A 14,763-nucleotide genomic window follows, 5' to 3' on the forward strand; every position below is an offset into this window, starting at 1 on the left:
GCTTTTCATCTTTCCTGAAATACTCCCGCCGGAGGCGACCTCGGCCGCCACGGTCGCCGCGCTCAGGCAGGCACGCGCTTCTCGCCCCATTCGGCCAGGTCGTTCACCAGCATCAACGCCACCCGCCGGAACACCTGGCGCAACCGCTCCACATGCGGCCCCTCCAGCTTGAGCTCGGCCAGCGCCTGGTCCATGCACTTGAGCCAGTTCTCGGCATCTTCTTCGGTGATTGGCACATGGGCGTGCATCAATTTCACGTCCATATGCCCGTGCTTTTCCTCGTAGTAGCGGCGCCCGCCCATGAAGCCGGACAGGAAGTTAAACTGTTCAATCCGGGCATGGTCCATGCCATGCCCCCGCTTGTGCAGCTTGACAATCTGCGCGCCGGTCTCTGTTTCCTCGACTATGTCGTAGAACCGTTCGACCAGCGCACGCAGCGCGTCTTCGCCGCCGATCTGCTCTATCAGCTTCTGAACCATTTAACCTCCCTGCCCCAGAGCGGCCGGCCTCAGGATTGAGGCCGGGTCTTCTTGGGGTCGTAATGCGCAAAGGGTACAATCTTGGCCGGCAGCCGTTTTTGATGCCCGTCAAGTTTGCCGATTTCCACTTCGGTCCCAACTTCCGCACAGGACACATCCACACGTGCCAGAGCAATGTTCTTGCCCAGAAGCGGCGAACGCATCGACGAGGTCACCTCGCCGATCTGCGCGCGCCCAATGTGCACGCAGTCGCCGTGGCCCACGTCGATGGCCGAGTCGATATCCAGCCCCACCAGATTGCGCGCAGGCGTCGTCTTGCGCCGGATCAGCGCGTCGCGGCCGATGAAATCATCCTCTTTGGACTTCAGCGGAACGGTGAACCCGATGCCGGCTTCAAACGGGTCGGTCTGGTCAGAGAAGTCATAGCCCGCGAAGATCAGCCCGGCCTCGATCCGCACCATATCCAGCGCCTCCAGCCCCATCGGTCGGATGCCGTGATCCTGACCAGCCTCCCAGACCGCATCAAAGACTTCGCTGGCATGTTTCGGGTGGCAGAAAATTTCATACCCCAGTTCGCCGGTATAGCCAGTGCGCGATACCACCACGGGCACACCATGTTCGCCGCCGATCCGCGCAGGGGTGAAGCGGAACCACCCCAGTTCCTCCAGCTCGGGGTTATGCGGCATCGTCCAGACGATCTTCTTCAGCTGATCCCGGCTTTCGGGACCTTGCACCGCGATATTGTGCTGCATGTCGGTGGAAGACCGGATCAGCACGTTCAGCCCCAGCTTCTCGGCCTGCTCGCGGATCCATTCCCCGCCGTAATCCGAGCCGCCGATCCAGCGGAAGTTGTCCTTGCCCAGGCGGAACACGGTGCCGTCGTCGATCATGCCGCCATGCGGGTAGCACATCGCGGTGTAGACCACCTGCCCCACTGCCAGTTTTTTGATATTGCGGGTAAAGATATACTGGCACAGCGCCTCGGCATCCGGCCCGGTGATCTCGAACTTGCGCAAGGCGGACAGGTCCAGCACCACGCATTTCTCGCGGCAGGCCCAGTATTCCTCCAGCGGGCCGGACTCGGCATAGCAGTTAGCCAGCCAAAACCCGTTATATTCGACGAAATTGCGGGTCAGCTTGCTGAGGCGGTCGTGGAAACCGGTTTCCTTGGTCATCTTGGGCTCCAATTCAGGGGTCGCGCGGAACGCGATCGCCCGCTTGAAGGTCTCTTGCCCGCTGTAGGTGCGGACGTGAATGTCAGTGGGGTTCCAGCCATTGGCGGCGCTGGTGTCATCCGGGCAGGCCGAGCTGACGCACACCAGATCGGTCAGCGCCCGCAGCAGCACGTAATCGCCGGGCCGGGTCCAGGGCTCATCGGCGTACATCACGCCGTGATCATCGAGCCCGGTGTTGAAGAAGAAGTTGATCGCCATCCAGCCCGCACGCGGTGTCACCCCATGCTGGGCCAGTGTCGCATTGAAGTTGTCCGAGCAGTTCACATGGCCAGGATAGCCGATGTCGTCGTAGTATTTCGCCGCACAGGCCAAGGCAAAGGCATCATGCCGGCCCACGGTGTCCTGCACCACCTCGACCAGCGGCAGCATGTCCTGATCATAGTACTTCGCATGCAGCCCCGGCATCGGATAGGCATGGCCCATCAGCGTCCGCGTGGTTGTCACGTCCAGGGCGTGCTCGATCCCCTTGTCCAGCTTGCGGGCGGCAAAACACTGGAAATCGGTGCACTGGCGCCCGTCCACGTCAATGATCTGGATGTAGTCGCCCGCCTTCACGAAATAGCTCTCCGCAGTGGCGCTGTGCACCCGCACTTCGCTGACAGGATCGGCCAGGGGATCCGGCAGCTCGAACCGCGCCACCTGCTTGATCACTGCCCGCTTGACCATGACGGTCAGGGACGTTGCAGTGTCCTGCTTCTCAAAATCCATGATCCCGCCTGGCGCCGCGATGATCACCACCCCGTCGCGCTGCGCGGTAAAGCTTTCTTCCGTCTTGGCAGGCGTTGTGCCGTCAAAGAACCGCACCGCCCCCCCCTGCGCCAGATCGATGCCGCGCGCCTCCATCCCCATGCGCAACCCGCGCAAGGACTGGTCGGCGGAGGTCAGCAGCGCCTTCAGCCCGCTTGCATCGCTATTGGGGGCCGCGCCAATGATGCCGGGATCAATGCGGCCCTTGTCCTCTGCCGCAACGATCTCGCAGGGCTGCCCGCCCTCGTCATTGATCACCGTCACCCGGTCGCCTGTTTCCACGCGGATCAGGATCGCGCCGCAGCCCTCGACCACGTATCGCTCAGTTCCCTTGGGCAGCGAAAACACCGACGGCTGATACAGCCCAGAGGGCTTTGGCGGCCCTTTGACAACCTCAGGGAAGCTCATGTCATTCATCGCGCATCTCCTGTTGGACTCCGGCCGAAAATTGCATGGTCGGAATATTTATTTATTGAAAAGAATATTGCCTTCCTCCACTCTAATCAACAAACATGTTGATTTTCTGCGGAAAAACGGCAAATGCCCGGGATGCGGCATTTTCCTGGGGGTGAATGCCGCAAACGAAAGGATAACCGCCATGCACTCGCTGCTTCTTGGCCTCGCGGCAGCCCTTGCCTGGGGGATCCACGACCTGTGCGTCCGGTTTGTCTCGCAGCGGACCGGCATTCTGCCGGCCATGCTGACAGTGTTTGCAACGGGTGCGATTCTGATGGCTGCTGCAGGCCTGGCACTGGCGGACTGGCCGGCGATGACCTTGCCGGCAGCCAAACTCGCCGGGCTCTCCGGCGCCATCTATGCGCTTGGGTCTTACGCGCTGTACCGTGCTTTTGCACTTGGACCGGTCAAGCTGGCAGCGCCGCTGATCGGCGCCTATCCGGTGCTGTCGCTTGGCTTGGCAATGCTGCATGGGCAGCCGGTCGGGCCAGGTCACTGGCTGGCAGTTGCCGCCGTGGTTGGCGGTGTGGGATGCATAGCGGTCTTTTCAGCAGAAGACGAGGGCGGCACGTTCAATCCGAAGACTGCAGGATGGGGCCTGATGGCGGCAATCGGCTTTGCGCTGACCTTTGCAACAGGCCAGGCCGCGACCCAGGCCGGAGCAGAGCTGCCGGTCCTGATCGTCACCCGCGCGGCCGCAATCCTGCTGGCGGCGGCCCTCGCAATCCTGTTGCGCACGCTGCAGCTCCCGCCCCGCCAGGTCCTCCCGCTCCTCTGCGTGATGGGCGTGCTGGATGCCGCAGCACTTGGCTTGGTGATCTATTCAGGCACCCTTCCCCGGCCCGAGTTCGCCTCCGTCAGCGCCTCGCTGTTCGGCCTTGTCACCGTGGTTCTGGCCTGGCTGGTGCTGCGCGAAAGCATGACCCGCGCACAATGGATCAGCGTCGCTGTCACCTTCGGCGGCATCGCCTACCTGGGTGTCTGAGGCCCCTTCGCGGGCGACACGCTGCTTACTCATCTTTCCCCAAAATACTCCCGCCGGAGGCGTCCGGCGGGAGCATCACTTTCAGTGCTGTTCTGCGCTTCAGGCGGTCAGGCCTTCCGGCTCGGCCAGGTTGTTGGCGCGGCAGGCGGCGGTCACGGTGTTCGCCAGCAAACACGCGATGGTCATCGGGCCGACGCCGCCCGGCACCGGCGTGATCGCGCCTGCGCGCTCAGCCGCCGAGGCGTAGTCCACATCGCCCACCAGACGGGTCTTACCCTCGCCCTTCTCCGGCGCGTCGATGCGGTTGATGCCGACGTCGATCACCGTGGCGCCTTCCTTGATCCAGTCGCCCGGCACCATCTCCGGACGGCCCACCGCCGCCACCACGATGTCGGCGCGGCGCACCACGTCAGGCAGATCCTTGGTGCGCGAATGCGCGATGGTCACGGTGCAGCTGTCGCCCAGCAGCAATTGCGCCATCGGCTTGCCGACGATGTTGGAGCGGCCGATCACCACCGCGTCCAGGCCCGAGAGGCTCCCATGGTGCTCGCGCAGCATCATCAGGCAGCCCAGCGGCGTGCAGGGCACCATCGACTTCTGGCCGGTGCCCAGCAGGCCGACGTTGGAGATGTGGAAGCCGTCCACGTCCTTCTCCGGCGCGATCGAGTTGATCACCAGATCCTCGTCCAGATGCCCCGGCAGCGGCAGCTGCACCAGGATGCCATGCACGGACGCGTCGTTGTTCAGCTGATCGATCAGCGCCAGCAGATCAGCCTCGGAGGTGCCCGCGTCCAGCTTGTGCTCGAACGAGTTCATGCCCACCTCGACGGTGCTCTTGCCCTTGGAGCGGACATAGACCTGGGAGGCCGGGTCCTCGCCCACCAGCACCACCGCCAGGCCGGGGGTGATGCCATGCTCCTCTTTCAGCCGCGCCACGTGCTCCGCCACCTGGCCGCGCACCTTGGCCGCAAAGGCCTTGCCGTCAATCACTGTTGCTGCCATTGCTCTCTTCCTTTCCGCCGGGGGCGCCGCCCCGGATCCGGTCCCGTCATCTCAAAGCTTCAGCGGCCCGGGGACACCCGGGCCGCTGCATTCCGTTTGCGGTGCCTTAGAACAGGCCTTCGATCTGGCCGTCCGCATTCAGGCAGATGGTTTCCGCCGCCGGTTTGCGCGGCAGGCCCGGCATCGTCATGATCTCGCCGCAGACCACCACGATGAAGCCGGCACCGGCGCTGAGGCGCACTTCGCGCACCGGCACCGAGTGGCCCACCGGCGCCCCGCGCAGGGACGGGTCGGTGGAGAAGGAGTACTGGGTCTTGGCCATGCAGACCGGCAGGTTGCCGTAGCCCGCGTCTTCCCATTCCTTCAGCTGGTTGCGGATCTTGTTGTCCGCCAGCACCTCGTCGGCGCGGTAGATGCGCTTGGCGATGGTCTCGATCTTCTCGAACAGCGGCATCTCGTCCGGGTAGATCGGCGAGAAGTTGGCGGAGCCTGCGTCGACGATCTCGACAACCTTCTCGGCCAGCGGCGCGGAGCCTTCCGAGCCCAGCTCCCAGTGGCGCGACAGCACCGCTTCGACGCCGTGGGAGGCGCAGTAGGCTTTGACGGCGTCCACTTCCGCATCGGTGTCGGTCACGAAGTGGTTGATCGCAACCACAACCGGCACGCCGAAGGATTTGACGTTCTCGATGTGGCGGCCGAGGTTGGCGCAGCCGGAGTTCACCGCCTCGACGTTCTCGGCGCCCAGATCCGCCTTGGCAACGCCGCCGTTCATCTTCATCGCGCGCACGGTGGCGACCAGCACAACCGCGGACGGCGCGATGCCTGCCTTGCGGCACTTGATGTTCATGAACTTCTCGGCGCCCAGGTCCGCGCCAAAGCCCGCCTCGGTCACCACGTAGTCAGCGACTTTCAGCGCGGTCTTGGTGGCAATGACCGAGTTGCAGCCGTGCGCGATGTTGGCGAAGGGGCCGCCGTGCACGAAGGCCGGGTTGTTTTCCAGGGTCTGCACCAGGTTGGGCTGCATCGCGTCCTTCAGCAGAACGGTCATCGCGCCTTCGGCCTTGATGTCGCGGCAGTAGACCGGGGTCTTGTCGCGGCGGTAGGCCACGATGATGTCGCCCAGGCGCTTTTCCAGGTCCTTGAGGTCGGTCGCAAGGCACAGGATCGCCATCACTTCCGAGGCCACGGTGATGTCAAAGCCGGTTTCGCGCGGGAAGCCGTTGGACACGCCGCCCAGGGACGCGGTGATCTGGCGCAGGGCGCGGTCGTTCATGTCGACCACACGGCGCCAGGCGACGCGGCGCACGTCGATCTCGCACTCGTTGCCCCAGTAGATGTGGTTGTCGATCATCGCGCTGAGCAGCGAGTGGGCCGAGGTGATGGCGTGGAAGTCGCCGGTGAAATGGAGGTTCATCTCCTCCATCGGCACCACTTGCGCGTAACCGCCGCCTGCAGCGCCGCCCTTCATGCCGAAGTTCGGGCCGAGCGAGGCTTCACGGATACAGATCATCGCGTTTTTGCCGATCCGGTTCAGCCCGTCGCCCAGGCCCACGGTGGTGGTGGTCTTGCCTTCGCCCGCCGGGGTCGGGTTGATCGCGGTCACCAGGATCAGCTTGCCGTCTTCCTTGGACTGCACCGAGTCGATGAACGCCTGGCTCACCTTCGCCTTGTCGTGGCCGTAGGGGAGCAGATCATCGCTGGAAATCCCGATCTTAGCACCAATCTCCTGGATCGGCTTCTTCTGCGCCTCACGCGCGATCTCAATGTCACTCTTGTAGCTCATGGCAAGGTTCCTGCTGCCATCCGTTCCGGTTCACGCCCCGCAGCAGAAGTTGATTGCGAGGCAAGATATATTCCTATTACTCAATTTATTTTCCTAGGCGTCAACACCTTCCTGAGCCGGTTTCCCTGAAAAACAGGAGGTTTCCGGCGATTCCGCCGCCAATCGGAAACAGGCGGAATTTCACCCCGGGTGAAAGCGGCGCATATGCGGCAGGCGCTGCCGCAAATAAAAAGGGCCCGGGCAGAACCCGGGCCGCAGATGTCCGGCCAATAGGCCAGAGCGGGGAATCAGATGTCCAGCGTGTTGTCCTTCTCCCAGCGGGAGAAGTGATTGACGAAGGAGTTCCACTCCTGCTCTTTCATCTTCAGGTAAGCGGCCGAGAACTCTTCGCCCATCATTGCCTTCAGACCGTCGTCCTTGTCGTAGAAGCGCAGCGCATCCAGCATGTTGAGCGGCAGCTTCGGCGCGTCGGTGATGGTGTGGCCTTCGGCGTACATGTCGATATCGTGGCGCGGGCCGGGGTCGGCCTTGGACCGGATGCCGGAAAGGCCGGCTGCAATGATCACCGCCTGCAGCAGGTAGGGGTTCACCGCGCCATCGGGCAGGCGCAGTTCAAACCGGCCCGGGCCGGGCACGCGCACCATGTGAGTGCGGTTGTTGCCGGTCCAGGTCACGGTATTCGGCGCCCAAGTCGCGCCCGACATGGTGCGCGGCGCGTTGATGCGCTTGTAGGAGTTCACCGTCGGGTTGGTGATCGCCGCCAGCGCCGAGGCGTGCTTCATGATGCCGCCCAGGAACCAGCCGCCCTGCTCCGACAGACCCAGTTCGGCAATCTGGCCTTCTCCCTTGTCGGCGGCAAAGACGTTGGTGCGGGAATCCTTGCCGGGCGCGTCCCAGACTGAGATGTGTGCGTGGCAACCGTTGCCGGTGAGGCCTTCGACCGGTTTCGGCATGAAGGTCGCGCGGTAGCCGTGCTTCTCCGCCACCGACTTGGTCATGAACTTGAAGAAGCTGTGCTTGTCGGCAGTCGACAGCGCGTCGTCGAACTCCCAGTTCATTTCGAACTGCCCGTTGGCGTCCTCGTGGTCGTTCTGGTACGGGCCCCAGCCCAGGTCCAGCATGTAGTCGCAGATCTCGCGCACCACGTCATAGCGGCGCATCACCGCCTGCTGGTCATAGCAGGGCTTTTCAGCGGTATCGAAGGGGTCGGAGATCTCGTCGCCTTCCGGGGTCAGCAGGAAGAACTCGGCCTCGATGCCGGTCTTCACGTGCAGGCCCTCGCTTGCTGCCTCCTTGATCAGGCGGCGCAGCACGTTGCGCGGCGCCTGGGCCACGTCCTCGCCTTCCATGACGCAGTCAGCCGCCACCCAGGCGACCTCCGGTTTCCACGGCAGCTGGATCACCGAGGACGGATCCGGCACCGCAAGCATGTCCGGGTGCGCCGGGGTGAGGTCAAGCCAGGTGGCAAAACCGGCAAAGCCGGCCCCGTCTTCCTGCATGTCCGCGATCGCCTGCGCCGGCACCAGTTTGGCGCGCTGGCCACCGAACAAATCGGTGAAGGAGATCATGAAGTATTTGACGCCTTTTTCTTTTGCGAAAGCAGCCAGATCTGTCGTCATGGTCCTACTTCCTTTCCCTGTTGAACGTATTTCAGAAATGGGGCGCAGACTGTTGCCAGCCGCGCCCCGCCAATTATCAGAACCCAGCTTTGCCCGGGTACCAGTCGGTGCCCGCCAGCGGCACCCGCGCCATGGCGGCGGCCTCCATGGTCAGGGCGCACAGGTCCTCGGGTTCGAGGTTGTGCAGGTGGTTGTGGCCGCAGGCGCGGGCGATGGTCTGCGCTTCCAGCGTCATCACCTTGAGGTAGTTGCGCAGGCGGCGGCCCGCGTCGACCGGATCCAGGCGTTTCATCAGCTCTGGGTCCTGGGTGGTGATGCCGGCCGGGTCGCGGCCCTCGTGCCAGTCGTCATAGGCGCCGGTGGTGGTGCCCAGCTTCTGATACTCGTTTTCCCATTTCGGATCGTTGTCGCCCAGCGCCACCAGCGCCGCGGTGCCGATCGCGACCGCATCTGCGCCCAGCGCCATCGCCTTGGCCACGTCCGCGCCGGTGCGGATGCCGCCGGAAACCACCAGCTGCACTTCGCGGTGAACGCCCAGGTCCTGCAGCGCCTGCACGGCAGGGCGGATACAGGCGAGCGTCGGCAGACCGACATGTTCGATGAACACATCCTGGGTGGCGGCGGTGCCGCCCTGCATGCCGTCCAGAACCACAACGTCCGCGCCGGCCTTCACCGCCAGAGCAGTGTCGTAGTAGGGGCGGGTGCCGCCGACCTTGATGTAGATCGGCACCTGCCAGTCGGTGATCTCGCGCAGTTCAAGGATCTTGATTTCCAGGTCATCCGGGCCGGTCCAGTCCGGGTGGCGGCACGCGGAGCGCTGGTCGATGCCTTTCGGCAGGGTGCGCATTTCCGCAACCCGGTCCGAGATCTTCTGGCCCAGCAGCATACCGCCGCCGCCGGGCTTGGCGCCCTGGCCGACCACAACCTCGATCGCGTCCGCCTTGCGCAGGTCATCCGGGTTCATGCCGTAACGGGACGGCAGATACTGGTAGACCAGCTTGGAGGAATGGCCTCGCTCCTCCGGGGTCATGCCGCCGTCACCGGTGGTGGTCGAGGTGCCTGCAGCGGATGCGCCGCGGCCCAGGGCCTCTTTGGCGGGACCAGACAGAGCGCCAAAGCTCATGCCGGCGATGGTGATCGGGATATCCAGCTCAATCGGCTTCTTGGCGAAGCGGGTGCCCAGCGTCACCTTGGTCTCGCATTTCTCCCGGTAGCCTTCCAGCGGGTAGCGCGAGATCGAGGCGCCGAGGAACAGAAGGTCATCGAAATGCGGCACCTTCCGCTTGGCTCCGCCGCCGCGGATGTCGTAGATCCCGGTGGCTGCCGCGCGGCGGATCTCCGCATTGATCGGGTTGGAAAAAGTCGCCGACTGGATCGGGACCGTACGGGGGATGTTATTGCTATCCATGTCTGTTTGATCCCTGTCCTTAGTACGCTTGCGCGTTGTCGACGTCGAAGTTGTAGAGCTTGCGGGCGGAGCCGTAGCGCTTGAACTCTTCCGGCTTGGCATCTGCGCCGGCGCGGGCCAGCAGATCCTTGAGGATCTCGATGTGCTCGGGGCGCATTTCCTTCTCAACGCAGTCGGCGCCGAGGCTCTTGACGCTGCCGCGCACAAAGAATCGCGCCTCATAGCAGCTGTCGCCCAGCGCATCGCCGGCATCGCCCAGCACAACCAGGTTGCCCGCTTGCGCCATGAAGGCGCACATATGGCCGATGTTGCCGTGCACGACGATGTCGATGCCCTTCATCGAAATACCGCAGCGCGAAGAGGCATTGCCCTTGATCACCAGGAGGCCGCCATGGCCGGTGGCGCCGGCGTACTGGCTGGCGTCGCCCTCGACGATCACGGTACCGGACATCATGTTCTCCGCCACGCCGGGGCCGACGGAGCCCTCGACCTTGACGGTCGCCTGCTGGTTCATGCCGGCGCAGTAGTAGCCGGTGGAGCCCTTGACGGTGACTTCGATGGGCGAGTTCAGACCCACGGCAATCGCATGGCTGCCCTTGGGGTTGACGATTTCCCAGGCAGTCTTGTTGGAGCTGCCATTGAGTTCCTGCAGGGCCGAGTTCAGACCGCGCAGGCCATTTGCTTCAAGATCATATGTCTGCATCTTAGTGGTTCCAGAAGTAAACGGTTGCGGGTTCGGGCTCCCAGACGCGGGCCTCTTCGATGCCCGGCAGGTTCACCAATGCGCGGTATTCGGACCCGAACGCCACATACTGGTCGGTCTCTGCCATTACGGCCGGCTTACAGGCGATCGGGTCGCGGACCACGCCAAAGCCGTCCTTGGTGCCGACCACAAAGGTGAAGAAACCATCCAGGTCCTCCAGGCTGCTTTCCAGCGCCTCGCCCAGCGATGCGCCGTTCTGCATCTTCCAGGTCAGATAGGCGGCGCCCACCTCGGTGTCGTTCTGGCTTTCGATCCGCACACCCTCGCGGCGCAGCTTGCGGCGCAGCGAATTGTGGTTGGACAGCGAGCCGTTGTGCACCAGGCACTGGTCCGAGCCGGTGGAGAACGGGTGTGCGCCCTCGGTGGTCACGGCGGATTCAGTGGCCATGCGGGTGTGGCCGATGCCGTGGCTGCCGCTCATGCCGCGCACGTCGAAACGCTCGGCCACTTTCTCCGGCAGACCCACTTCCTTGTAGATCTCAATGGTGTCGCCTGCGCTCATGACGCGCATGCCGGGGCGCAGTTCGGCCAGCGCGCTGCGCGCCTCCTCCTCCTTGCCCGCGGGCAAGTCAAGGACCGCATGGGTGTCGATCACCCGGATCGACACATCGGCGCTCAGCGCTTCGGCCAGCGCGCCGTCCAGGCCGTCAAAGGCCTCGTCCGGTGCATCGGACTGAACGGTGAGCTTGGCCCGCCCATCGGCGTCCGCGCCATAGATTGCAATGCCCGCACTGTCGGGACCGCGGTCCGTCATGGTGATGAGCATATCGGTGAGCATATCGCCCAGTTTCGGCTCTAGTGATTTGTCTTTCAGAAAAAGACCGACAATCCCGCACATGGGTGTGCCTCCTGCTTTTCATCTCGAATCAAAGCTAGCAGTTTGCGATCCACCGTTCAACTCTTATGAAACTTATTTTCCTTAGAAGGAAAGAAAGGCGCGCCGGACTGGCGCGCCTCTGACCGGATCAGGTCAATACTTTTCAAGCAGATTGTGGATTTTTTCCGTATCTCCCATCCGCTTGGCCTTATCCAAATGCGCGCCTTCGCGGACAAACTGGATCCTGTGCCAGGCAATCCAGAAGACCACGCCCAAGACCACCATCAGCCCCTCTGATCCCTGGAAGGGGTAGACTGCCCCAACCTCTGCCAGATCCACTGCCCAGCTGTCGTAACCGATCGTAGACATTTCAATTCTCCTTATTCAGCCGGAACGCCGCCACCATTCAGAGCAGCCTTGTCGGCTGCAATGATTTCGGCTTTGGCGTCTTCGTAGGCATGGTGTTCGGCGTAATCGAGGCCTTGCAGCTCGACCTCTTCGGGGATGCGCAGGACGCCGGCAGCTGCCTGCATCTTTGCGATCACAAAGCCCGGCAGCCAGCCCAGCACACCGAACATGATCACCGCGCCGATGGTCTGGCCGACCGGGTTCACGGTGGCGAAACCTTCATACGGAGAACTCGGTGCGCCCCACAGCAGGAAGCCTGCGATGATCAGGCCAACGATGCCGGAGTAGCCATGCACGGCAACGGCGCCCACCGCATCGTCGATCTTGAAGGTGCGCTCGACCCAGTAGTGCAGCTTGTAAACAATCACGACACCAACCGCGCCGACCAGCATCGCCTGGATCGGGTGATACAGATCGTTGCCCGCGGAGGCCGTGATGATACCGGCCAGACCGCCGGAGAAGGTCCAGAACGCATCGCCCTTGGACACCACATAGGCCGCCATCAGGCCGCCGGACAGCGACATCAGGAAGTTGAAGGTGATCGCGGACAGCGAGGTCGGCGCCAAGTAGATATTGGTGGCCGTCCAGGTCTCGCCGGTCAGCAGCCCGCCAATACCGTCAGGGGAGATCACCGGAATGTTGCAGGCGGCATAGAAGCCCCAGAAACCGGAGTAGATCAGGAAGATCCCGATGGTCAGCATCCAGGGGTTATGCGGCGGGATATCGCGCGGTGTGCCATCGGCGGCAAACTTGCCCAGCCGCGGTCCCAGAACCATGATCACGCCCAGCGCGTAGCCGCCGGCAATCGCATGGATCACGCCGGACGCATAGGCATCGTGGTAGCCCAAGTATTTGACCATCCAGCCTTCGGCGTGCCAGCCCCAGGCGGCGTCGATGATCCAGAACACAGAGCCGATCATCACCGCGTGTACCCACAGGGCGGAGGAGCGGATCCGTTCGATCACTGCCCCCGACACGATCGAGGCGGCGGTCCAGGAAAACAGCAGGAACGCTGCCCAGAACACGCCGGTGATCCGGTCGGACAGGTTGGTGCCCATGTTCTGCGACCAGGGCAGGTTTGCAGCACCCGCGTCATGGTTCAGCCCGCCGAAGAACGGGAAGCTGGGAAAGGCCCAGTAGATCCACCATCCGAAAAAGAAGAATGTCACCGTGACCAGCGGAATGATCATGATGTTCTTCATCAGTGTGTGCATGTGGTTGCGGTGGCGGCTGGCGCCGACCTCATACATGCAGAACCCCACGTGAATGAGGAACATGAAGACAACCGTCACCCAGTAATAGAACTCGGTGAACACGGTTGTTAACGCGTTCAGATTACCATCCAATGTTTTGCCCTCCTGTTGGCAGTGCTCCCGGGCATTTTTGCCTCTTGGGAATATTATTTTCCTTTATTCTGGGTCTCGGGATGCGAATCTGTCAATAATCATGTGAAAGTTTATTCACTCGCAGGCAATCCGGCCCGCTCCAACGCGTTATCCGGCCTCCCTCTCCACCCGCCTTAGCTCCGCGTCTCCAACGGCTTAGCGTGGCCAGCCCGTGCCCGGCAGCCGGCCCCATTCCGGCCCGAAACAGCGGCCAAAACCCTATGAGAACCGCTTGTTTGCGGCAGAATCACGCGATTCTCCGGCGCGGGAATCACCCGATTCTCACTTTGAGCGGGTCAATTGGCAGCGCCCGCAACCTCAAGCCTGCTCATAAAAAGACCATTTCAGGCCAGTCTGTGCCGCAAAGCCGTGAGGAATCGGCCTTTTAGGCAAAATCTTTTTCCTGGCAGGAATATTCATTGACACAGAGCCCCCCCTTTTGGCTAACTGGACCAGACCAAAGGAACCAAATCAAGAATTTTGGTCCGCACCAATAGGGAGACACGCGAAATGGCCATTATCTGGCGGACTTCAGCACTGGCACAGCGCCACAAGGAAATCGGCGGCGAGCTGGAAGATTGGAACGGCATGGGAACCGCCTGGTTCTACGACCACACTCCGGAGCGCGCCAAAGCAGACTATGAGGCGATCCGCACCAAGGCGGGCCTCATGGATGTGTCCGGCCTGAAAAAAGTCCACGTCGTGGGTGAACACGCAGCCCAGGTCATCGACCGGGTCACCACCCGCAACGTCGAAAAGATCATGCCGGGCCGTTCCACCTATGCCTCGATCCTGAACGACCAAGGCAAATTCGTGGACGACTGCATCATCTATCGCCTGTCGGTGAACAGCTGGCTGGTGGTGCACGGCACCGGCACCGGCATGGAGCAGCTGAACACGGTTGCGGCCGGCAAGAACTGCTCGGTGATCTTCGACGACAACCTGCACGACATGTCGCTGCAGGGACCCGTTGCGGTGGACTTCCTGGCCGAATACGTGCCCGGCATCCGCGATCTGGCCTACTTCGGCATCATCCAGACCAAGCTGTTCGGCTGCCCGGTGATGATCTCGCGCACCGGCTACACCGGCGAGCGCGGCTATGAGATCTTCTGCCAGGCCAAGGACGCCGTCCGCCTGTGGGACAGCATCCTGGACAAGGGTAAGGACATGGGCATCGTTCCCGTCCAGTTCTCCACCCTCGACCTGCTGCGCACCGAAAGCTACCTGCTGTTCTATCCGGGCGACAACTCCGAGACCTATCCGTTCGACAACGAGACCTGCGGCGACACGCTGTGGGAGCTGGGCCTCGAATTCACCGTCTCCCCCGGCAAGACCGGCTTCATCGGCGCCGAAAACCACTATGCCGCCGAAGGCAAGGAACGCTTCAAGATCTATGGCGTCATGCTGGAGGGCAAGATCCCCGCAGACGAAGGCGCGGACCTCTTGCAGAACGGCGAAAAGGTCGGCGTGGTCACCTACGGCATGTACTCGGAGGTGAACAACCACAACGTGGGCATCGCGCGGATGCCGGTAGCCTGCGCCAAGCCGGGCACCAAGCTGACCGTCCGCAATGGCGACGGCACCGAGATTGCCGCCACCGCTGAAGAGATGCCCTTCTACGACAAGGACAAATCGATCCGCACCGCAAAGGGCTGATCCGGATCCCGGGCGTCCCC

12 protein-coding genes are annotated in these 14,763 nt (G+C 62.8%); 2 read left to right on the forward strand and 10 right to left on the reverse strand.

Annotated features, from left to right (window positions below; all coding sequences use genetic code 11):
* Nucleotides 1-62: 62 nt before the first annotated feature.
* Both ACXAED_RS06350 and tdm read right to left on the reverse strand, forming a co-directional pair.
* A complete protein-coding gene (locus ACXAED_RS06350) occupies nt 63-479 on the reverse strand; it encodes a group II truncated hemoglobin (RefSeq protein WP_475047871.1) in 417 nt (138 codons plus the stop codon).
* Between the two features lie 29 nt (nt 480-508).
* Nucleotides 509-2,878 carry a trimethylamine-oxide aldolase Tdm gene (gene tdm, locus ACXAED_RS06355; protein WP_475047873.1) on the reverse strand — a complete coding sequence of 790 codons (2,370 nt, stop codon included), beginning with the start codon at nt 2,876-2,878 and terminating at the stop codon, nt 509-511.
* 181 nt (nt 2,879-3,059) lie between these two features.
* Here tdm and ACXAED_RS06360 point away from each other — a divergent pair, with 181 nt between their 5' ends.
* Nucleotides 3,060-3,902 (forward strand): EamA family transporter, encoded by an 843-nt coding sequence (locus ACXAED_RS06360; protein WP_475047876.1) that lies wholly within the window; start codon nt 3,060-3,062, stop codon nt 3,900-3,902.
* 99 nt (nt 3,903-4,001) lie between these two features.
* On the opposite strand, the gene folD is transcribed toward ACXAED_RS06360, so the two are convergent.
* The 8 genes from folD to ACXAED_RS06400 form a co-directional block, all read right to left on the reverse strand.
* Nucleotides 4,002-4,904 carry a bifunctional methylenetetrahydrofolate dehydrogenase/methenyltetrahydrofolate cyclohydrolase FolD gene (folD, locus tag ACXAED_RS06365; RefSeq protein ID WP_475046925.1) on the reverse strand — a complete coding sequence of 301 codons (903 nt, stop codon included), beginning with the start codon at nt 4,902-4,904 and terminating at the stop codon, nt 4,002-4,004.
* 106 nt (nt 4,905-5,010) lie between these two features.
* The gene (locus ACXAED_RS06370; protein ID WP_475047878.1) at nt 5,011-6,687 is read right to left on the reverse strand and encodes a formate--tetrahydrofolate ligase; all 1,677 of its coding nucleotides are present in this window, start codon (nt 6,685-6,687) and stop codon (nt 5,011-5,013) included.
* A gap of 287 nt (nt 6,688-6,974) precedes the next feature.
* A complete protein-coding gene (gene glnT, locus ACXAED_RS06375; protein WP_475047880.1) occupies nt 6,975-8,306 on the reverse strand; it encodes a type III glutamate--ammonia ligase in 1,332 nt (443 codons plus the stop codon).
* Nucleotides 8,307-8,382: 76 nt separating this feature from the next.
* A complete protein-coding gene (locus ACXAED_RS06380) occupies nt 8,383-9,714 on the reverse strand; it encodes an FMN-binding glutamate synthase family protein (protein ID WP_027236195.1) in 1,332 nt (443 codons plus the stop codon).
* Nucleotides 9,715-9,733: 19 nt separating this feature from the next.
* A complete protein-coding gene (locus tag ACXAED_RS06385) occupies nt 9,734-10,417 on the reverse strand; it encodes a protein GlxC (protein WP_475047884.1) in 684 nt (227 codons plus the stop codon).
* Nucleotide 10,418: 1 nt separating this feature from the next.
* Complete coding sequence (locus tag ACXAED_RS06390) at nt 10,419-11,315, reverse strand: class II glutamine amidotransferase (RefSeq protein WP_475047886.1); 897 nt, start codon at nt 11,313-11,315, stop codon at nt 10,419-10,421.
* A 132-nt stretch (nt 11,316-11,447) separates the two neighbouring features.
* Nucleotides 11,448-11,663 carry a hypothetical protein gene (locus tag ACXAED_RS06395; protein ID WP_475047889.1) on the reverse strand — a complete coding sequence of 72 codons (216 nt, stop codon included), beginning with the start codon at nt 11,661-11,663 and terminating at the stop codon, nt 11,448-11,450.
* 11 nt (nt 11,664-11,674) lie between these two features.
* Nucleotides 11,675-13,048 (reverse strand): ammonium transporter, encoded by a 1,374-nt coding sequence (locus tag ACXAED_RS06400; protein ID WP_475047891.1) that lies wholly within the window; start codon nt 13,046-13,048, stop codon nt 11,675-11,677.
* Nucleotides 13,049-13,597: 549 nt separating this feature from the next.
* Here ACXAED_RS06400 and ACXAED_RS06405 point away from each other — a divergent pair.
* A complete protein-coding gene (locus ACXAED_RS06405) occupies nt 13,598-14,743 on the forward strand; it encodes an aminomethyl transferase family protein (RefSeq protein WP_475047894.1) in 1,146 nt (381 codons plus the stop codon).
* The last annotated feature ends 20 nt before the right edge of the window (nt 14,744-14,763 follow it).

This window comes from Leisingera sp. ABM4_103, assembly GCF_056158685.1.